Source organism: Corallococcus sp. CA049B, from assembly GCF_003611685.1.
Lineage (GTDB): Bacteria > Myxococcota > Myxococcia > Myxococcales > Myxococcaceae > Corallococcus > Corallococcus coralloides.
Genome location: NZ_RAWC01000159.1, coordinates 1 through 20,748, shown reverse-complemented (window position 1 = coordinate 20,748; position 20,748 = coordinate 1). Strand labels below are relative to the sequence as shown.

Annotated in this window: 17 protein-coding genes and 1 pseudogene; 3 read left to right on the top strand and 15 right to left on the bottom strand. The window is 70.9% G+C overall.

Annotated elements, in window-relative coordinates:
• From D7W82_RS27905 to D7W82_RS40665, 15 genes are all read right to left on the bottom strand, one after another.
• Window positions 1-371: cytochrome c oxidase subunit 3 (locus D7W82_RS27905; protein ID WP_199727840.1), on the bottom strand; the 371-nt coding region annotated here is incomplete at its 3' end.
• Entirely contained in the window at window positions 361-1,968 is a 1,608-nt protein-coding gene (locus tag D7W82_RS27900; protein ID WP_120621255.1) for a cbb3-type cytochrome c oxidase subunit I, read from the bottom strand. The genes D7W82_RS27900 and D7W82_RS27905, both read right to left, overlap by 11 nt.
• Window positions 1,949-2,959: a cytochrome c oxidase subunit II gene (gene coxB, locus D7W82_RS27895; protein WP_120621254.1), complete on the bottom strand. Its 1,011-nt coding sequence runs from the start codon at window positions 2,957-2,959 to the stop codon at window positions 1,949-1,951. Before coxB ends, D7W82_RS27900 begins: the two co-directional genes overlap by 20 nt.
• Window positions 2,956-3,315, bottom strand: a complete 360-nt coding sequence (locus D7W82_RS27890) for a hypothetical protein (protein ID WP_120621253.1) — start codon at window positions 3,313-3,315, stop codon at window positions 2,956-2,958. The genes coxB and D7W82_RS27890 overlap by 4 nt, the downstream gene beginning before the upstream one ends.
• A complete protein-coding gene (locus tag D7W82_RS27885; RefSeq protein WP_120621252.1) occupies window positions 3,312-4,502 on the bottom strand; it encodes a hypothetical protein in 1,191 nt (396 codons plus the stop codon). Before D7W82_RS27885 ends, D7W82_RS27890 begins: the two co-directional genes overlap by 4 nt.
• A 736-nt stretch (window positions 4,503-5,238) precedes the next feature.
• Window positions 5,239-6,153: a cytochrome c gene (locus D7W82_RS41800; RefSeq protein WP_233587972.1), complete on the bottom strand. Its 915-nt coding sequence runs from the start codon at window positions 6,151-6,153 to the stop codon at window positions 5,239-5,241.
• Window positions 6,150-6,680: a DUF3341 domain-containing protein gene (locus D7W82_RS27875; RefSeq protein WP_120621251.1), complete on the bottom strand. Its 531-nt coding sequence runs from the start codon at window positions 6,678-6,680 to the stop codon at window positions 6,150-6,152. Before D7W82_RS27875 ends, D7W82_RS41800 begins: the two co-directional genes overlap by 4 nt.
• The gene (gene nrfD / locus D7W82_RS27870; RefSeq protein WP_120621250.1) at window positions 6,677-8,101 is read right to left on the bottom strand and encodes an NrfD/PsrC family molybdoenzyme membrane anchor subunit; all 1,425 of its coding nucleotides are present in this window, start codon (window positions 8,099-8,101) and stop codon (window positions 6,677-6,679) included. Before nrfD ends, D7W82_RS27875 begins: the two co-directional genes overlap by 4 nt.
• Complete coding sequence (locus D7W82_RS27865; RefSeq protein ID WP_120621249.1) at window positions 8,098-11,112, bottom strand: TAT-variant-translocated molybdopterin oxidoreductase; 3,015 nt, start codon at window positions 11,110-11,112, stop codon at window positions 8,098-8,100. The genes nrfD and D7W82_RS27865 overlap by 4 nt, the downstream gene beginning before the upstream one ends.
• On the bottom strand, window positions 11,100-11,750 hold the full coding sequence (locus D7W82_RS27860; protein ID WP_120621248.1) for a cytochrome c3 family protein: 651 nt from the start codon (window positions 11,748-11,750) through the stop codon (window positions 11,100-11,102). The genes D7W82_RS27865 and D7W82_RS27860 overlap by 13 nt, the downstream gene beginning before the upstream one ends.
• A gap of 212 nt (window positions 11,751-11,962) precedes the next feature.
• The gene (locus D7W82_RS27855; RefSeq protein WP_120621247.1) at window positions 11,963-12,922 is read right to left on the bottom strand and encodes a protein kinase; all 960 of its coding nucleotides are present in this window, start codon (window positions 12,920-12,922) and stop codon (window positions 11,963-11,965) included.
• Window positions 12,923-13,040: 118 nt separating this feature from the next.
• Window positions 13,041-13,640, bottom strand: a complete 600-nt coding sequence (locus tag D7W82_RS27850; protein WP_120621246.1) for an outer membrane beta-barrel protein — start codon at window positions 13,638-13,640, stop codon at window positions 13,041-13,043.
• A gap of 190 nt (window positions 13,641-13,830) precedes the next feature.
• Window positions 13,831-14,829, bottom strand: a complete 999-nt coding sequence (locus tag D7W82_RS27845) for an SDR family oxidoreductase (RefSeq protein ID WP_120621245.1) — start codon at window positions 14,827-14,829, stop codon at window positions 13,831-13,833.
• A gap of 126 nt (window positions 14,830-14,955) precedes the next feature.
• Entirely contained in the window at window positions 14,956-15,555 is a 600-nt protein-coding gene (locus D7W82_RS27840) for a DUF2378 family protein (RefSeq protein WP_158617742.1), read from the bottom strand.
• Window positions 15,556-15,691: 136 nt separating this feature from the next.
• Window positions 15,692-16,084: a response regulator gene (locus tag D7W82_RS40665; RefSeq protein ID WP_158617741.1), complete on the bottom strand. Its 393-nt coding sequence runs from the start codon at window positions 16,082-16,084 to the stop codon at window positions 15,692-15,694.
• 321 nt (window positions 16,085-16,405) lie between these two features.
• Here D7W82_RS40665 and fdh point away from each other — a divergent pair, with 321 nt between their 5' ends.
• From fdh to D7W82_RS27815, 3 genes and pseudogenes are all read left to right on the top strand, one after another.
• The gene (gene fdh / locus D7W82_RS27825) at window positions 16,406-19,651 is read left to right on the top strand and encodes a formate dehydrogenase (RefSeq protein ID WP_199727841.1); all 3,246 of its coding nucleotides are present in this window, start codon (window positions 16,406-16,408) and stop codon (window positions 19,649-19,651) included.
• A 4-nt stretch (window positions 19,652-19,655) separates the two neighbouring features.
• Window positions 19,656-20,456, top strand: coding sequence for a 4Fe-4S dicluster domain-containing protein (locus D7W82_RS27820; protein ID WP_171425834.1), 801 nt, complete (start codon window positions 19,656-19,658; stop codon window positions 20,454-20,456).
• Window positions 20,453-20,748, top strand: a pseudogene (locus tag D7W82_RS27815) (formate dehydrogenase); the annotation flags it as partial. The gene D7W82_RS27820 and the pseudogene D7W82_RS27815, both read left to right, overlap by 4 nt.

Sequence of the window (20,748 nt, the reverse complement as noted above, 5' to 3'; positions counted from 1 at the left end):
GACACAGCCCTCACGTGGTGCGCGTACTCCACGCCCTTCACCACCAGGAACACGACGCCCAACAGCGCCGCCACCAGCAGCAAGGCCCCGCCCAGCCCCGGCCTGTCGCCCCGCACCGCGTGCACCGCGAGCGCCACCACGATGCTGCTCGTCACCAGGATGAACGTGTTCAGCGTGCCCAACCCCACGTCCATCGTGAGCTGCGCCGCCCGGAACACCTCCGGGTACACCGAGCGATACACGCCATAGGCCGTGAACAACCCCGCGAACAGCAACACCTCCGTCGCGATGAAGACCCACATGCCCAGGTACGCCGCCTGCCGGCGCGCACTCTCGGAGCCCCAGTGCTCCGTCACGGCCTCAGGCGGCATGCGGCACCTCCTCGCTCGCGTACTCGTGCGGACCGGTGGGGTACTCGGGCGGTGTGGAGAAGTTGTGCGTGAGTGGCGGGGAGGCGGACCGCCACTCGAAGCCATCACTGCCCCAGGGGTTGGCTCCCGCGGCGGCGCCATACCGCAGGCTCCACGCCAGATAGCCCGCGATGACCAGGAACCCGAACGCCAGCAGTGACGCTCCCGCCGTGGACGCCACGTGCAGCGACTGGAAATGCGGCGGATAGTCCGCGTACCTCCGGGGCATCCCCTGGTTCCCCAGGAGGAACTGCGGCACGAACGTGGCGATGAAGCCGAAGATGATCAACACCGCCGCGCCGTTGGCCAGCTTCGCGGGGAAGCACCTCCCGAACATCTTCGGGAACCAGTAGTGCAGCGCCGCCAGGAACGCCATCACCGTCGCCCCCACCATGATGAAGTGGAAGTGCGCCACCACCGAGTACGTGTCGTGCCAGTGCAGGTTCAACGACGTGGTCGAGTACGCCACGCCAATCATCCCCCCGAAGAAGAGGAAGAACATGAACCCCAGCGTGTAGATGAGCGGCGATTCGATGGCGATGGAGCCCCGGTAGAGCGTGCCCAGCCAGGAGAAGATTTTGATCGCCGTGAAGATGGCCACCAGCATCGACATGGCGCCGAACGCGCCGGAGCCGAAGGTGGACTGGCCGGACGCGAACATGTGGTGGCCCCAGGTGAAGAACCCCACGAACGCGATGCCCAGCGTGGAATACACAATCATCCGGTAGCTGAAGGCGTTCTTGCGGCTGAAGGCACACACCGCCTCGCTGATGACGCCCATGGAGGGCAGCACCATGATGTAGACGGCCGGGTGGCTGTAGAACCAGAACAGGTGCTGGAAGAGCAGCGGGTCGCCTCCGCGCGCGGGGTCGAAGATGCCCGCGCCCACCACCCGCTCCAGCGCCACCAGCAGCAGCACCATGCCCAGCACCGGCGTCGCCAGCACCTGGATGATGGACGTGCCGTAGATGGCCCAGACGAACAGCGGCAGCTTCATCCACGTCAGGCCCGGCGCGCGCAGCGTGTGCACCGTGGCGATGAAGTTGAGCCCGGTGAGGATGGTGGAGAACCCGATGATGAACACGCCCACCAGCACCGGCAGCACCGCCGTGCCCGTGGTCGTGCTGTAGGGCGTGTAGAAGGTCCAGCCCGTGTCCGCGCCGCCCTCGAACATGCCCCACAGCGCGACGCTGGCGCCCAGCACGTAGAGGTACACGGACGCCAGGTTGAGCCGGGGGAAGGCCACGTCCCTGGCGCCAATCATCAGCGGCACCAGGAAGTTGCCGAAGGCGGAGGGGATGGCCGGAATCATGAACAGCCACACCATGGTGACGCCGTGGAGCGTGAACATCCGGTTGTACGCCAGGTGCCCCATGATGGTGCGGCCGGGCGTGAGCAGCTCGATGCGCAGCGCCAGCGCGAACAGGCCGCCCACGAGGAAGAAGAAGAGCGTCAGCCCCAGGAACATCACCCCGATGCGCTTGTGGTCGTGCGTCGTGAGCCACGACCACACGGTGCGTCCGTCCGTCAGGTAGGACTCAGCGGCCGGTGGGGACATAGACGGGCTCCTCGGCCGCGGTGACTCCCGGGCGCGTGGGACGCAGGGACTTGATGAACTCCACGAGCGCTCCGGAGTCCTCCGCGCTCAGCCGGCCGTGGTAGCCCGGCATCACGGGCGCGTAGCCGGCCACCACCTTCGCCAGGGGATCCATCATGGACTCGGTGAGGTACGCCTCGTCCGCGAGCACCGCGCCGCCGCCCTCCAGCGGCTCCTGCCTGCCGTACAGCCCCAGCCACGTGGGGCCGATGTGCGGCGCGCCCGTCACCGTGTGGCATTGCAGGCAGCCCTGCGCGGCGGCGATGCGCTCGCCCCGGACGGCCATGGGCTCCGCGGCCACGGGGAGGTTGCGGCGCTGCGCGTCCCGCCACGCCTCGAAGGCCGCGGGCGGCAGCACCACCACCTCGCCGCGCATCTGCGAGTGGTCCATCCCGCAGTACTCCGCGCACAGCACCTGGTGCCGGCCGGGCTTCGGGGCCTCGAACCAGAGGTCGGTGTAGCGGCCGGGGATCGCGTCCCGCTTCATGCGGAAGTCCGGCACGTAGAAGGAATGGATGACGTCCCGCGACGTGAGGAGCAGCCGCACGGGCCGGCCCGAGGGCACCACCAGCGTGTCGATGGCGCTGGGGCCTCCGGGATAGGTGAACTTCCACATCCACTGCTTGCCGGTGACGTACACGTCCAGCGCGTCCTGGGGCGGGCTCATCACCCAGACGAACTGCTTGAAGCCCAGGACGAACCAGAGCAGGAACAGCGACAGCGGCACGCCGATGAACAGCGCCTCCAGCCACGTGGGCGCCACCACCCGGGGCGTGGGGTCCGACGCCGTGCGCCGGCGGTAGCGCACGAGGAAGACGAGGCCGACAGCGCCAATGCCCACCCCCACCGCCAGCGTGGTGAGCAGCAGGACGTAGTGCAGGTGGTCCACCTTCACGGCGAAGGTGGAGCCCTGCTCCGGCAGGAAGAAGAGGCGGCGCAGCAGCTCGTTCATCGCGATCCCCCTTCCCTTTCGGAGAGCAGCTGCCGCATGGCCGCGTCGATGGGCTGGTGGATGACGCCCGCGTCCACGTCCACCCAGCCGTAGCCGTCCAGCCGCTCGCGCTGCCGCGCCTTCAGTTCGTCCGCGCGCCGGTCCAGCGCGAACGGGGCCTGGTCGAGCATGCCCACCTGAAGGGTGCCCGGGGGCAGGGGGAGGGGGCGCTCGGAGTCGGGACGCCAGAGGATCCACAGCGCCCACGCCGCGACGCTGGCCGCCGCGAGCAGCGCCAGCGCCACGGCTCCGACGCGCAGCAGCCACGCGGTGGGCAGCCGCTCCAGCTCCGGAGGCGGTGGACGGGCTTCGCTCATGGCGGGCGCACCTGGAGCGAGTGGACGAGGTACGGATCCGCCACGGGCACGGGGTAGCTGCCGCGCGCGCGCCAGAGCGCCGCCGCCACGGACAGCCCGCCCACGCCCAGCCACGCGGTGAGCGCCGTCCAGGGGATGACGACGCGCTCCGGGGAGAGCGAGGGGAACAGCAGCCACGCCACGTCCACGGCGTGCATCGCGAGCAGCCACAGCGCCACGGCCCCCAGCACCCGCGGGCGCGACTTGAGCTCGCGCGACAGGAGCAGGGCGAAGGGGATGACGAAGTGGCCCAGCACCAGCACGAGCGACAGCGCGCCCCAGCCGCCCTCCAGGCGGACGCGGTACCAGCTCACCTCCTCCGGCAGGGCGGCGACCCACATGAGCATGAACTGCGAATAGGCGATGTAGGCCCAGAAGCAGACGAAGGCGAACAGCAGCGTGCCCAGCCGGTGGTAGTGGCCTGGGGACATCAAGCTGCCGAAGTGCTGGGTGCCGCGAGTGGCCGCGCCCGCGATGATCATCAAGGCCAGCGCGCCCACGAACGCGCCGGAGAAGACGTGGACGGCGTAGACGGTGGACTGCCACGTCGCCTCCAGCGACATCATCCAGTCCAGCGTCATGAAGGAGAACGTGAGGCCCAGCGCTGGGAGCGAGCCCCCACCCAGCCGCCGCTGCCACAGCGTCCAGCGCACGTCGCCCGTCGCGTCCTGGCGCACGGACCAGCGGTGCAGCAGGTGGCCCACGAGCCCCCAGGTGGCGAAGTACAGCGCCGCGCGCCCCAGGAAGAAGGGCACGTTGTTGTAGAGCCGCCGGTGCTCGAGCACGTGCAGCGTGTGCTCGCCCAGGTCCGAGGACGGCGCGACCCACGGATACAGGTGCCGCATCCCCAGCGCGAGGGGCACGAACAGCACGAGGAACAGCGGCGCGATGGCGGCGCAGACCTCCAACGCGCGACGCAGCACCACGGGCCAGCGCGCCTTCGACGCGTGGAAGGTGGCGAGCAGCAGCAGCGCGCCCAGGCACAGGCCCAGCCAGTAGGTGAAGCCGAAGAGGTAGCCCGCCAGGGCCTGACGCACGTCGAGGAAGGCGCCGAGCGCGGTGGCCGCAAGGCCCAGGACCCCGAGCGCGGCGCTGACGCCCAGCGCGCGGTGTCCGCCCTCGAAGCGTGGGAGCACGGGGGGCGTCATGGCGCTCCGACCTCATGGCCGAACCGCACGTGGAGGGAGCCGCGTACAACGTTCGAGGGCGCCAGGCCTTCCGACCTGAAACCAGTCCTCACGGGTGAGAAGGTGAGAGCCCCGTGAGGGCGCTGCTTCGGCGGCGCTCCGCGAAAACCTGTCCGACTGTCGGACAGGTTTGGGCAACCGCGCTGGGCGGAGGCTGCCGCGCCACCTGGGCTTCGCAGACTTGTCCGACTGTCCGACAGGTTTGGGCAACCGCGCTGGGCGGAGGCTGCCGCGCCACCTGGGCTTCGCAGACTTGTCCGACTGTCCGACAGGTTTGGGCAACCGCGCTGGGCGGAGGCTGCCGCGCCACCTGGGCTTCGCAGACTTGTCCGACTGTCCGACAGGTTTGGGCAACCGCGCTGGGCGGAGGCTGCCGCGCCACCTGGGCTTCGCAGACTTGTCCGACTGTCCGACAGGTTTGGGCAACCGCGCTGGGCGGAGGCTGCCGCGCCACCTGGGCTTCGCAGACTTGTCCGACTGTCCGACAGGTTTGGGCAACCGCGCTGGGCGGAGGCTGCCGCGCCACCTGGGCTTCGCAGACTTGTCCGACTGTCCGACAGGTTTGGCCTCTCGCCGTCGCGGGGGCTGCCGGTCCACTTGGGCCTCGGAGACCTATCCGACTGTCCGACAGGTTTGGACCGCCGTGTCGGACGGGGGGTGTACAGCATGGAGCGCCGAGGGCCTGACGTTTGGGCCGTCATGGGGCGCGGACCTCCTGGCGCAGCCTCGCCTGCACTTCGGGCGGTGCGACGGTGAGCGGTGCTCGCTGGCTGCGGCCCAGGGCTCGCAGGTACGCGACCACGGCCCAGCGTTCCTGGGGCGTGAGCTGTGGCCCGTATGCGGGCATCACGCCGAAGCCCTGGGAGATGACCGCGAAGTAGAAGCCCGGTGGGTGCGGCAGGTCTCCCGTCGTGGAGGGCTCGTTGAGCCGTCCTTCCATCGCGAGCCCTCGCGGCCCCACGAGCGCCAGCTGCCGGGCCCTTGCCGAGCCCGCGTCCCCCACCGTCACCTGCCCACGCCCGGAGGATGACGCCCACGCTCGCGGCCAGCCCGCATCGCCTGACCAGGCGGCCGAGACTCCGGGGCGCCCCGCATCGGCCGTGTCCCTCACCGCGCCCCACCCGTCCACCCGCTGGGGCAGCGGGAACGCTTCCGGCCCCACCCTCGCGGTCACGGCCTGCGTCCCCGTGTATGGGGCTTCGCCCTCCACGACGCCGTAGACGACCTGTGTCGCATGGTCGTGCGGCACGAACAGTCCGGGCGGCCGGCGCTGCGGCATCTTCCTGGCCACGACGGCGTCCCCGTCTCCCGTCAGCCCGTGGCACACCGCGCACCAGGTCTCATAGGCCGTGCGTCCCTCCTCCAGCAGCCGCCGGGTCAACGGCACCGGCACGGCCTGGACCCACCCGCCCTCCGCCGTGAGCTCCTGCGTGTCTTCGCGCGTGCGCCACTCCCGCGCCACCACCCCCGGCACCAGGGGCCGCATGGCCCTGCCGTCCTCGAAGAACGCGCTCGCTTCGAAGGCCTCCGCTCGCGGCTGTGACGCCATCGGATCCGTGTCGTCGCACGCGGCCATCCCGCCCAGCAGCGCCAGGAGCGTCCAACGCTTCATCGCGCCCCCTCCGCCACCACCGACACCTGCCGCGCGCCCAGCTCGCGCAGCGCCGCCTCCACCTTCGGCGCGTCCTCCCCGTCCACCGCCACGCTCGCCCAGAAGCCATCCACGGACGCGCTGCGGAAGGACTCCACGTCGAACACCGGGTGCGTCACGTGCGGGAAGCCGAAGAGCACCATCAGCGCGCCGAACACCGTCAGCGCCGCGCTCAGCACGCCCAGCTCGAACGTGATGGGCAGGTTCGTGGGCACGCTGTGCAGCGGCCGGCCTCCCACGTCCAACGGATAGTCCACCGCGTTCGTGAACCACTGGGTCACGTACGCGAACGCCGCGCCTCCCAACCCCGCCCCCAGGGTCAGCAAGGGCAGCCACGAGCGCTTCAGCCCCAGCGCCTCGAACGTCTCCTCCACCGGGAACGGCGTGTGCGCGTCCAGCTGCTCGAAGCCCCTCGCGCGCAGGTCCCTCAGCGCGGCCACCAGCGCGTCGCTGGACGCGAACTCTCCCAGCACCCAGTGGCGGCTCATGGCGCACCGCCTGGGCGAGTGCCCTGCTCACGCCGGAACTCGAGCGACGCGTCCACCTCGCGCTGGAGTTCCTTCATCTCGCTCACGGACACGGCCGGCACGAACTTCAGGAACAGTAGGAACGCCGTGCCGAAGAACGCCACCGTGCCGCCCAGCAGGCTCCAGTCCACCCACGTGGGCCGGTACGCCGCCCAGGACGACGGCAGGAAGTCCATGCTCAACGACGCCACCACGATGAGGAAGCGCTCCGTCCACATCCCCACGTTGATGAGCAGCGCCGCCACCCACAGCACCCCCACGTTCGTGCGCAGCCGGGAGGACCAGAACAGCTGCGGCACCAGCACGTTGCAGAACACCTGCATCCAGAACAGCGGCGCGTACGGCCCGAAGAACTCGGCCTCCGTGGCGTGCATCTCGAAGGGGTTCCCGCTGAACCAGGCGAAGAAGTGCTCCTGGATGTAGCCGTAGGCCACCATCCACCCCGTGGCCATCAGCACCTTCGCCATGTTGTCCAGGTGCAGCGGCGTCACCACGTGCTCGATGCCCAGCGCCTTGCGCGCCGGAATCAGCAGCGTGAGCACCAGCGCGAAGCCGCTGAACACCGCGCCCGCGACGAAGTACGGCGGGAACACCGTCGTGTGCCAGCCCGGCAGCTGCGCCACCGCGAAGTCGAAGGACACGATGGTGTGCACGCTCACCACCAGCGGCGTGGCCAGCCCCGCCAGCAGCAGGTAGCCCGTGCGCCACTGCCGCCAGTGCTTCGCCGAGCCCCTCCACCCCAGGCTCGCCAGCCCGTACCAGAAGCGCGCCCGGGGCGTCTTCGCCGTGTCGCGCGCCGTGGCCAGGTCCGGAATCAGCCCCACGTACCAGAACAGCAGCGACACCGTGAGGTACGTCCCCACCGCCGCGATGTCCCACGTGAGCGGCGAACGGAACTGCGGCCACGCCCGCAGGCTGCTGGGATAGGGCACCAGCCAGTAGAACTTCCACGGCCGCCCCAGGTGCAGCAGCGGGAAGAGCCCCGCGCACGTCACCGCGAAGAGCGTCATCGCCTCCGCGAAGCGGTTGATGGACCCGCGCCACTTCTCCTGGAACAGCAGCAGGATGGCGCTGATGAGCGTCCCCGCGTGGCCAATGCCAATCCACCACACGAAGTTCGTGATGCCGAACGCCCACGCCACCGGGATGTTGTTGCCCCACGTCCCCACGCCCACGAAGAGCGTGAAACCCACCGCCACCGCGAGCACCACGGTCCCGGCCAGCCCCAGGCCCAGCAGCGCCCACCAGGTCCGGCCCGCGGGGCGGTGCACGAAGGCCAGCAGGGACTCGCTGTAGGCGCGGTCCGAGTGGCGCCCCTCCAAGAGCGGGTGCTCGGTGAGCGGATCTCCGGGGGCGGGCACCTGCGGGTCTGCCGTGCTCATGCGCCTCCCTTCGGCGCCGGGTTCTTCAGGCGCACCAGGTGCACCGTGCGCGGCCGGGTGCCCAGGGTGTTGAGCAGCTTGTAGTGCCTCGGGTCCTCGTGCCTCCGGCGCACCTCTGACTCTGGCGCGCGCAGGTCCCCGAAGGTGATGGCCTCCGTGGGACAGGCCTGCTGGCAGGCGGTGCGGACCTCGCCTTCACGCACGTCCCGGTGCGCCGAGCGCGCGACGGCCCGCGCCCGTTCGATGCGCTGCACGCAGTACGTGCACTTCTCCATCACCCCGCGCGAGCGCACCGTCACGTCCGGGTTCTGGCGCAGACGGGAGAGCGGCTCGCGCTGCTGGTACTCCAGGTAGTTGAAGCGGCGGACCTTGTAGGGACAGTTGTTGGAGCAGTACCGCGTGCCGATGCAGCGGTTGTAGACCATCTGGTTGAGGCCCTCGTCCGAGTGGACGGTGGCGTTCACCGGGCACACGTACTCGCAGGGCGCGGCCTCGCAGTGCACGCACGCCACGGGCTGGGTGATGAAGCCCGGGTCGTCCGGGTCTCCCAGGAAGTAACGGTCGATGCGCAGCCAGTGCATCTCCCGGCTCTTGAGCACGCCATCCCGCCCCACCACCGGCACGTTGTTCTCCGCCTGGCAGGCCACCATGCACGCGCTGCACCCCGTGCACCGGTGCAGGTCGATGGCCATGGCCCACTGGTGGCGGTCGCTCTTCAGCAGCGCGTTGGGCGGATAGAGCCGCTCGCCGTCCTCCTGGAGTGGGCGGAGCGCCTGGGGCTTCGCGAGGAAGGACGCCTGCGTGAGCTGGAGCGCCAGCTGGCGCCCCTCCATGCTCCAGTGCTCCTGCGTGAGCGCCAGCGCGTGATGGCGGCCCGTGCGGGTGAGGGTCGGAGCGCCACCGCCCCATGGCAGGTCCCGGAACCGCAGCGCGTACGCGTTGACGCCCACGCCCTGGCCCACCGGTCCCACGCGCTGGCGGCCGTGGCCCAGCGCCAGCGTCACCGTGTCGTCCGGCTGACCGGGCAGCACCAGCACGGGCACCTCCACCGCCTGGCCCAGCACCTCGATGCGCGCCACGTCACCCTTCTCGAATGACAGGGCCCGCGCGGTGGCCGGGGAGAGCAGCGCCGCGTTGCCCCAGGTGAGCTTCGTCACCGGATCGGGCAACTCCTGGAGCCACGCGTTGCCCGCGAAGCGGCCGTCGTACTGCCGCGAGTCCAGCACCAGCGACAGCTCCAGGCCCTCGGGTGCCTTCATCCGGGGCTCCGGCCCCGCGACCTCCCGGGCAGCCTTCAACACCGCGGCTTCGTCCAGCACGGCTCGCGCGGGCGGGGCCTGGGTCTCCGGGATGACGCCGTCCGCGAGCCACGTCTCCCAGCGCGCCTCGAAGTCCGGCGGTGAGCCCGTGCGCTCCCTCCACAGGGACTTGAGCAGTTCGTAAGGGCTCCGCGACTCCAGGCCCGCGAAGACGGACAGGAGCTCCACCTCGGAGACCGCTCCAGGGAACAGGGGCGCGATGAGCGGTTGCAGCACGGACGCGGTGCCGTCGGGTGCTCGGCCGTCGCGCCAGGACTCGAAGGGGTGCGTCGCGGGGACGAAGGTGGGGCAGAGCGCCGCCGTCTCGTCCTCGTGGTGGCCGTGGTACAGCCGGAAGGGGACGCGCTCCAGCTGGCGCGTGAAGCCGGAGTCCACCGCCGCCGTCCAGGCCGGGTTCCACGCCGTGATGATCAGCGTGTCCACCCGCTGCTCGAACATCTCCCCCAGGAGCGAGGTCAGCGCCTCCGGGCCTCCGTCCGGGAGCGCCACGGGTTCGAGCAGCCGGGGCGTATTGCCCAGCGCCTCGTCCATCGCGAACGCCAGCGCATGCACCAGCGGCGGCTGGCGCGGGCCCACGGTCACCCGCCCCTGCCCCCGGTGCGCGAGCAGGTCCTTCGCCGCGCCACGCACCCAGGCACGCTGCGCCTCCGTGAGCGCGGCCGGGGGCACGCGCAGGCTCGCGAGCCCCGAGGCCAACGCGCTCCCGCCCGATCCCTTCCCCACCTCCTCCGCCAGCGCGAGCATCAGCGCGGCGCCTTGCGACGGCCGCAGGCGCAGCCGCTCGTCGGCGAAGCCGCCCGTGACGGTCAGCGTGCTCTCCGCGACCCACAGCCGGTTCATCGCCTCCGGCTTGCGTGCGTTCACGAAGTCCCGCGCCGCGCGCAGGTGGCCGGGTTGTGTGGTCGCGAGGAAGTCGTCATCCACCGCCACCACCACCGCGCGCCCCACGTCGTGCACCACGTCCAGCACCCTGCCGTACGCCAACCGGGTGCCTTCGCGGCGCCCGTCCGCCAGGGCCGCGCCACAGGGGATGAGCCGCGCGGACGGGAAGCGCTGCTGGATGCGCGCGTACAGCGCCTGCACCAGCGGACTGCTCGTGGGCTCCACCAGGAAGCGCAGCCCCGCGCCCGCGTCCTCGCGCTCGGCCTGCTTGCGCAGCGCATCCCTCACGGTGCTCCACGCGGCCTCCGCGCCTCGCAGCCGCGCGGTCTTCGCTCTCGCGGGGTCATAGAGCCCCAGCAGCGCCGCCTGTTCGAAGACTCCCGCCGCGCCCAGGCTCGCCGGATGCAGCGGGTTGCCCTCCACCTTCGTGGGCCGCCCCTCGTGGCTCTCCACCACCAGCCCCACCGTGCGGCCGTTCCACTCCAGCCCCGTGGCGAAGTGCAGCGGCACGCCGGGCGTCAGCCCCTCCGGCGGCGTCGTATACGGGAGGATCTTCTCCTGCGGCTGACGGAAGCACCCGCTGAAGCCCGCGGCCGCCAGTGACGCTGTCGCGAGCTGCAGGAAGGTGCGCCGCGCCACGCCCTCGGGCGGGAGCACCGCGCTGGGAGGATGCTCACGAGACAGGGCTTCGTGTCCGGGCCCTCCCGCGTGCCACTCCTCCAGGCTCCGCCACGCGCGCACCGGCTCCGTCCCGTCAGCGCCGGGCGCGTCGCGGTCATCCGTCCGTGCGGGTTCGGTCAGAAGTGGCATGTGTTGCAATCCGTGCGAGGGGACACACCGAGCGCGGCCTGCACCGCGCGGCCCGTCTCCCTCGGGTCTCCGGGTGGACGCCACGTGAGGTTCGCGACCTCGGACACGGGGCGCAGCCATGGCGCCGGGTCTCGGTGACAGTCGAGGCACCAGCCCATGGTGAGCGGCGCCACCTGCTGCACCGCCGGCATGGTGTCCACACGGCCGTGGCAGGTGACGCAGCCCACGCCCTTGTTCACGTGGATCTGATGGCTGAACCAGACGTAGTCCGGCAGCGCGTGCACCCGGTTCCACGGAAGCGCCGTGCCGTCGAAGCCGCTGGCGCGCACCGGCTCCAGCCGGGCGCTCCCGTTCCACACCTGCGCATGGCACCCCAGGCAGCGCTGCGTGGGCGGCACCCCCGCCACCGGCGAGCGCCACGCGCCCTCATGGCAGTAGCCGCACGGGATGCCCTCGTCGCCCACGTGGTGGCGGTGGTCGAACGGGAGCGGCTGCTCGCGAGGCGTGAACGAGCCCCGGCCCAGCGGGTTGCGCGCGAGGAGCAGCAGGCCCGCCAGCGCCACCGCGGGCACACCCAGTGCCAGAGCGATGACCGCCCGCAGCACCGAGTCGGTCCCCGGGCGGAACAGCGGAGCCATGCCCTCCCCCCATCCAGCGTGGAGCCTCCGCGGATGCACGGGCCGGAGGCGCGCGCGACTGTGGGCGTGGCCTCGCGGCGACCACCAGCCTCCGGTTCGCGTCCCGTCGCGTTTCACACGCACCCGGCGCGCGACGTTCGTCAGTCCACACGAAGGCTACCCACCGGGGCATCACGGGATGTCCGGTGCTCGCACGAAGTCTCCTGGCGTCTTCAGGACGGAAGCGTGCGCCCGCGCACGGGCACGGAGGCCGACATCACCGACGCCGCGCCCACGTACACGTCCACCGGCGACAGCGGCCCCGAGCCCGGCAGCGCCGCCAGCTCGCGCACCACCGACTCCGGCCCGTGGCACTCCACGCCGTGTCCCATGCAGTCGCGCAGCGCCGCCTGGAGCCCCGCGGCGCTGTCCGCCCCGCGCGCCTCCAGCAGCATCCCGCGCAGCACGTCCCGCAGCGCGGGCGACACCCCATCCAGCGCCGCGTCCACCCCAGCCGAGTCCTCTGGAACCACCGTGTTCCCGGACACCAGCCCCAACAACACCCGCCCCAGCGCGCGCAGGTCCTCCCGCGCCTCCACCGCCGAGCCCACCGCGTCCTCGCACCCGGGCAGCTCCACCACGTCCGGCCGCGACGGCGACGCGAACCGGCGCAGCAGCGGACGCGCGGACCGCAGCCCGAAGTCCGTCAGCGTCACCTCGCCGCGAGGACCCACGCGGATGCGGTGCGCATGCACGTCCCCGTGCACCACGCGCGCGCCATGCGCGGCATGCAGCGCTCCCGCCACCTCCGCGCCCACGTGACACACGAACGCTTCCGACGGCCGTCCACCCCGCCCCAGCACCCGCCGGCGCGCCGTGGCCAGCGAGCAGCCCGGGACGTAGTCCGACACCACCGTCAGCGTGTCGCGCACGTCCACCTGGAAGCCGTGGAGCCTCGCGATGCCCGGATGCCGCAGCGGCACCGCCCGCGTCAGCGCGTCCTCCAGCGGACGCCGCGTCTCCGGCGCCAGGCCCGACGCCAACAGGAACGTCTTCACCACCAGCGGGCGCGCGTCCGCCGCGTCCTGCTCCAGCGGCCACACCAGGGACACCCACTCTCCCAGCGGGCCCCTCCCCAGCGGATGCAGGGGGGCGAACGCGGGCAGCCGGCAAGCGAACGGAAGCACGGACATGGCACCCTCCAACCCAACACATCCAACCCGTGACGTCAACCCCCGGCGTCCTACGTCACGGGTCTCGCACTCCCCGACACCCGGGCACGAAGCCCGGGGTGCCGGGGAAGGCCCGAGGCTAGAAGTAGCCGCCGACCGTGGTGGTGATGCCCAGCGTCACGTCGTTGCCGGCGAAGTAGCCCTGCTCCGAGCCCAGGCTGCCCACGTCCTGGCTGATGACCGCGCGCACCTGCGGACCCGCGCCGATGAAGAAGTGCGGCGTGAGGTGGAACAGGACGGGGGCGTTGAAGTCCAGGACGAAGTTCACGTCGCTGGCGCCCGGCACGTGGGCGAACTGCACGCCGAAGCCCGCCTTGGGCCACAGCGACACGCGCTCGCCCAGCGGCAGGTGGTAGCCCACGCGGCCCAGCACGCCCAGGCCCACGACGGTGCTGTCGCCGAAGCCGAAGGCCACCAGCGCGGACGCGCCCACCGACAGGTTCTGCTGGAGGAAGTAGTCCGCGGACGGCTCCAGGCGGATCAGGAACACTTCAGAGGCGGTGTTGTAGCCCAGGAAGCCGTTGAGGTCCTGGCTGATGACCATCTGGCCCGCCTGGCCGAACGACGACGAGCTGCCCGGGTTCGCGTTCAGGTCCGGCTGCTCCGCCGCCACCGCCTGCGCCGACACCGCGAGGCCCGCCACCAGCGCCAGGCCCGTCCACTTATTGCTTCCACGCATCGATGTTTCTCCCCTCGTTGGCGCCCGGCCGACCCTACCCGGAGCGCTTGCGGGGCCCCTTCTAGCCAAAGAGCGCCGCAACGCGAGGATGTTTTCCGACCCACCCAACACTTCGTTGACACCCCACCATCAGCGCCGCGAACGGAAAGAATCCTGATCGCGGCCCGCTCGGCTCCGGGCGCCGTCTGCCTTAGCGCGCCGCGCGCATCAGGCCGCGCGCTCCCAGCACCGCGCCGCCCACCACGCCGCCCGTGAGCGCGGCCAGGCCCAGCGTCGCGGTGAAGCGCTTCCAAGCGGGCGTCGGCGGCACGCTGCCCCGGGGGCCCACGCCCTCCACCACGGGGGCGAAGAGGTTGCCCTCGGGCCTGTCCAGCGGCATGTCCGTCGTCTGCATCCGGACGCCGAAGCGGGAGAGCACCGCCTTGCCCACGGACGGCGCCAGGCCGTTGAGCCATAGCATCAGCCGCCCCTGGAGGAACGCCGGCACCGACGTGCGGCCCGGCCGCTTCGCCAGCCGCACCACCGCGCGGGCCACCAGGTCCACGTCATACGTGGGCGGCACCGGCACGGGCTTCCACCCCAGCATCGTGGGCGCGTGGTCGAACATGGGCGTGGACACGGAGGGCACCATCACGTTGGAGACGTGGATGCCCGTGCCGGCCAGCTCCAGCTCCAGGGACTGCGCCCACCCCAGCGTCGCGTGCTTCGCGGCGGCGTACGCGGACAACAGCGGCGCGGCCCCCGACGCCAGCATGGACTGCACGTTGAGCAGGTGGCCATGGCCCTGCTCGCGGAAGTGCGGCAGCACCGCGCGCGCGAAGCGGAAGTAGCCGAAGCAGTTCACGTCGAACACGCGCGTGATGTGCTCCCAGGGCAGCTGGTCGAAGTAGCCGTAGGACTGCACCGCCGCCGCGTTCACCAGGAGGTCCACGCGGCCGTAGTGCGCCACGCACTCGCGCACCACGCGCTCCACGTCCTCGGCCACCGTGACGTCGCCGTCACTCACCAGGCACTCGCCGCCGCGCTGGAGCACCTCCACGCGCAGCCGCTCCAGGGCCGCCTGCCGCCGGGCGGTGACGCACAGCCGCACGCCGGCCTCCGCCAGCCGCAGCGCGGACTGCCAGCCCACGCCGCTCGACGCGCCCGTGACGATGGCCACCTGTCCCCTCAAGTCTTCGTGACGCGCCATGCGCTTTCGCCCCTCCTCGCCCTGAGGTGGGACTTCCCGCCGGGCTTGGCACGAGGCAAGCCCCCGGAATCCTCCGCGCCGCCCGTTCGCACGGCCGCCCTCCGGGGGAGCAGGCCGCGGGCGTCCTCAAGACCAGGAGACGTCGTAGACGGCATCCACCAGTGACTGGGCCTGCCCGCGCACCTGTACGTCGTGCAGGCCCGCCACCTCCAGCGCGGACTGGAGGATGCCCTCGTTGTAGGGCACCGGCATCAGCGAGCGCTTCATGATGACCCGGCCCGACTTGGGGCCCGTCCACTCCACGGAGCGTTCGCCGAAGTTGAGCGCCGTGCGGTAGCCGGAGTGCATCAGCTCCAGGAGCCGCTTCGGGTCGCCACCCGCCTGCTGCACGAAGTCGCGCGCGAACATGGAGTTGAGGAAGTCCAGCATCGCCTGCGTGCCAATCTGCCGCTGCGCCGCATCGTGACCGCCGACGAGCGGCGCGAGCTGCTCCGCCGCCACGTAGGACAGCCGCAGGAAGCGCGGGAACGGATAGGGCTGCATGGGGATGAAGTCCGCGGTCTCTCCCACCTGCTCCAGACAGCGCTTCACCGCGTCCGCTCCGCCCAGGAAGCGCACCGCGTCCAGCACGCCCAGGAAGAACAGGCCCCGGCTCGTATCCTCCGTTGACGTCGCGGCCAGGCGGGCTTCCAGGTCGCGCGCGACGTCCTCGGGTAGATTCAGCATGCCAGCCGGCATCTGCGCCGTCCTTTGAATGAGGGGGAATGGACCAGGCGGGGACCTGACGGGGCGCGAGGATTCCACAGGTCCCCTCCCATCGCGAGTCCTCGATGCGCACGCGCCGCGCCATGCGACACGTGTTTCACGACGTGTGAGGTCCTTCCGAGCCTTCCCCGGATGAAGGAAGAAAGTGGCGCACCACTTCCATCAGGGCCCCCACCGACACCGGCTTGCGCAGGTAGGTCACCGCGCCCGGTGGATGGAAGGGGCTGCCGGACATCACGATGATGGGCACGCCTTCCAACATGCGCTCCAGTGACAGCCGCGCGAGGAAGGCCTGTCCGTCCATCACCGGCATCATCAGGTCCAGCAGCACCAGTCCCGGACGGGGATGGGACTTCAGCCAGGTCCAGGCATCCGCACCGTGGATGCACTGTGCGACGCGATAGCCTTCCATCTCCAACAGCGTCGCGACCGCATCCCGGAGGTCTTCTTCGTCCTCGATCAGCAGGATGAGAGGGGCACTGTCCGTCATGCAGGTTCTCCACTCGCTCTCCGCCACGTGTCCGGCCGTCACATGGCTGCAGGTCTTCCGGCTCCGCCGCAAAGGCCCTGGGGCCCACGGGGGGGAGGAGCAGGAAGAGGCGTTGGCGCCGTAGGGAAATAACGGCTTGAACCCCCCGGTCTGATTTCGCGCATCGCGCATTTTCGTGCCTGCCCGCCTGCTCTCGCGTCCGCTGCCGGACATGGGCACGGGCCCCACGGCACTGGTCCGCCCCGCGGTGCGTCCCCATCTTGAAGAGCGGATTCCACGTGCGCGTCCAGGGGAGGAGCGGCCTTGAAGTTCCGCGACCTGATGAAGGGATGGCCCGTGCTGCGGCAGTTCGCGCGGGGAGACGGCCAGGCCCTGGGCGACACGGCGATGTCGGCGCGCAGCCGCTCGCTGGCGCCGCGCACCAAGTCCGCTGATGCGGTCGTGAAGTCCATCTGCCCGTACTGCGCGGTGGGCTGCGGGCAGGAGGTGCACGTGCGTGACGGGCGCATCCTCGACATCGAGGGTGACCCGCATTCCCCCATCTCGCGCGGGCGGCTGTGTCCCAAGGGCGCCGCGACCTTCCAGCTGGTCACGGGAACGCAACGCGTGCAGCAGGTCCTCTACCGCCGCCCCGGCGGCACGGAGTGGGAGCCCATCCCGCTGGAAGAGGCGATGGAGCAGGTGGCCGAGCGCGTGAAGCGCACGCGCGACGCGACGTTCGAGGTGACGGACGCGCAGGGCCAGCGGGTGAACCGGACGCTGGGGCTGGCGCACCTGGGCGGGGCGACGCTGGACAACGAGGAGAACTACCTCCTCAAGAAGCTCTTCAGCGCGCTGGGCGTGGTGCAGGTGGAGAACCAGGCGCGAATATGACACGCGTCCACGGTGCCCGGTCTGGGCATCACGTTCGGCCGCGGCGGAGCCACGACGTTCCAGCAGGACCTGCAGCACTCGGACTGCATCCTCATCCAGGGGTCCAACATGGCCGAGTGCCATCCGGTGGGCTTCCAGTGGGTGATGGAGGCGAAGGCCCGGGGCGCGAAGGTCATCCACGTGGACCCGCGCTACACGCGCACCAGCGCGGTGGCGGACGTGTACGCGCCCATCCGCGTGGGCACGGACATCGCGTTCCTGGGCGGGCTCATCCACTACGTGCTGGAGCACGAGCGGTACTTCCGTGACTACGTGGTGCAGTACACCAACGCGGCCACGCTCATCCGCGAGGGCTTCCAGGACACGGAGGACCTGGAGGGGCTCTTCAGCGGCTACCAGCCCAAGGACAACCGCTATGACATCCACACCTGGCAGTACCAGGGCGTGGAAGGCGTGGTGCCGGCGGCGGGCCACAAGGAGCTGACGGACGAGCCGGGCGCGGGCGCGGGCGGGCATGACCACCGCGTGGACCTGCGCGACGAGCACCGGGACGAGACGCTCCAGCATCCCCGGTGCGTGTTCCAGCTCTTGAAGCGCCACTTCGCGCGTTACACGCCGAAGGTGGTGTCCCAGGTGTGCGGCGTGGACGAGGCGCTGTTCCTCCAGGTGGCCCAGACGCTGTGTGACAACTCCAACCCGGAGCGCACCAGCGCGTTCTGCTACGCGGTGGGGTGGACGCAGCACTCGGTGGGTGTGCAGTACATCCGCACGGCGGCCATCCTCCAGCTCCTGCTGGGCAACATCGGCCGGCCCGGCGGCGGCATCCTCGCCCTGCGCGGGCACGCGTCCATCCAGGGCTCCACGGACATCCCCACGCTCTACAACCTGCTGCCCGGCTACCTGCCCATGCCGCGCGCGAGCGGCACGGACTCGCTGACGCACTACATCCGCAAGAACAAGTCCGGCAGCGGCTGGTGGACGGAGTTCCCCAAGTACGCGGTGTCCCTGCTCAAGGCGTGGTTCGGGGACAGGGCCACGAAGGACAACGACTACCTGTTCCACCACCTGCCCCGGCTGACGGGCAATCACTCGCACATGCAGACCGTGGCGGACATGGCGGACGGGAAGCTCCAGGGCTACTTCGTCATGGGGGAGAACCCCGCCGTGGGCAGCATGAACGGGGCGCTCCAGCGCAAGGGGCTGCGCAAGCTGGACTGGCTGGTGGTGCGCGACTTCACGCTCATCGAGACCGCGGAGTTCTGGCGCACGGCGCCGGAGGTCCAGTCCGGGCAGGTGCGGCCAGAGGACATCCAGACCGAGGTGTTCTTCTTCCCGGCCGCCGCGCACACGGAGAAGGACGGCACCTTCACCAACACGCAGCGGCTGCTGCAATGGCATCACAAGGCGGTGGAGCCGGCGGGGGACACGCGCAGCGAGCTGCACTTCACCTACCACCTGGGGCGCAAGCTGCGGGAGCGCTACGCGGGCTCCACGGATCCGAAGGACGCGCCGCTGCTCGATTTGACGTGGGACTACCCCACGCACGGGCCGCACGCGGAGCCCTCCGCGGAGGCAGTGCTGAAGGAGATCAACGGCTACTCGGTGGCGGATGGGAAGCTGGTGGACGGCTTCACGGCGCTGAAGGACGACGGCTCCACGGCGTGTGGCTGTTGGATCTACTCGGGTTGCTTCAAGGACGGAGTGAACCAGACGGCGCGGCGCAAGCCGGGGCAGGAGCAGACGTGGGTGGCGCCCGAGTGGGGCTGGGCGTGGCCGTCCAACCGGCGCATCCTCTACAACCGCGCGTCGGCGGACGCGAACGGCAAGCCCTGGAGCGAGCGCAAGCGCTACGTGTGGTGGGACGCGGGCGAGAAGAAGTGGACCGGCGAGGACGTGCCGGACTTCATCGCGGACCGGCCGCCGGAGTACCGCCCGCCCGAGGGCGCGACGGGGCTGGCGACCCTCGCCGGGAATGATCCGTTCCTCTTGCAGGCGGACGGCAAGGGCTGGCTCTTCGCGCCCAGCGGGATGATGGACGGGCCGCTGCCCACGCACTACGAGCCCATGGAGTCGGTGGTGCCCAACCCGCTCTACGCGCAGCAGTGCAGCCCCACGCGCGAGGAGTGGAAGCGCAAGGACAACCCCTATCACCGGGCCTGGGGCGACCCGCGCTATCCGTACCTGGTCACCACGTACCGGCTCACCGAGCACCACACCGCGGGCGGCATGTCGCGCTGGCTGTCCTGGCTGAGCGAGTTGCAGCCGGAGATGTTCTGCGAAATCTCCCCGGAGCTGGCGCGAGAGAAGGGGCTGAGCAACGGGGACTGGTGCACCGTCGCCACGGCGCGAGGGGACCTGGAGTGCCGGGCGCTCGTCACGGAGCGCATCCGCCCGCTGAAGGTGAAGGGGCGGCGGGTGCACCAGATTGGCCTGCCGTACCACTGGGGCGTCACGGGGCGCGTGCGAGGCGAAGGGGCCAACGAGCTGACGGCGTTCGTGGCGGATCAGAACGTGGACATCCAGGAGTCGAAGGCGTTCACGGCGGACCTGCGGGCGGGGCGGATGCGCTCGGGGGAGAGGGCCGCGGCGGGAGCGGAGCCGCCTCCGCTGACGGTGCCGGAGGTGCCGCGCGACGTGACACCGCCGCAGGTCACGGACCACTCGGAGACACAGGAACCCGAGGGGAAGGGATAGGCGCATGGGGAGCCGCAAGGGGTTCTTCACGGACACGACGCTCTGCATCGGCTGCAAGGCGTGCGAGGTCGCGTGCAAGCAGTGGAACCAGCTTCCGGACGACGGCTTCCACTTCACGGGGATGTCCTACGACCAGACGGCGCACCTGGGCGCGTCGACTTGGCGGCACGTGGCGTTCGTGGAGCGGCCGGTGCCGTTGCAGGGGCAGACGTCGGGCGCGGGGGACTTCTCGTGGCTGATGATGTCGGACGTGTGCAAGCACTGCCAGCGCGCGGGGTGCCTGGAGGCGTGTCCCACGGGCGCCATCGTGCGCACGGAGTTCGACACGGTCTACGTTCAGCCGGACGTGTGCAACGGCTGCGGCTACTGCGTGTCGGCGTGTCCGTTCGGAGTGATTGACCGGCGCGAGGACGACGGGCGCGCGTGGAAGTGCACGCTCTGTTACGACCGCATCGGTGACGACCAGACGCCAGCGTGCGCGAAGGCGTGTCCCACGGCGTCCATCCAGTACGGAGATTTGGATGAACTGCATGCGCGCGCGGAGTCGCGGGTGCGCGACCTGCATCAGCGGGGCATGACGGACGCGTACCTGTATGGGAAGGACGCGGAGAACCAGCCGGGCACGGGTGGGCTCAACGCGTTCTTCCTGCTGCTGGACAAGCCGGAGGTCTACAACCTGCCGCCGGACCCGGTGGTGCCGACGAAGAAGGCGCTGCGGTCATGGGCCTCGGTGGCGATGGGCGCGGTGGGCATGGTGGCGGTGGCGCTGGGCGCGGTGGCGTTCGGGAGGGAGGGGCGCGGATGAGCGACGACACGCTGTTGGATCGGCTCCAGCGCAAGGCGGACGGGCGGAACATCGACACGCGCGCGGGCATCCTGGAGGGTGAGGGTGCTCAGCAGCGGGTGAAGGACCCGGAGCCCGCTCGGCATGGGATGGACGTGCTGTCCACGGTGCCGTCGCGGTCCGGGCCGGACAGCGCGGTGGCTCCGAGCTACTACGGCATGCCGGTGTTGAAGGAGCCGCTGTGGATCTGGACGGTCCCGGCGTACTTCTACGTGGGCGGGGTGGCGGGCGCGGCGAGCGTGCTCGGGGTGGC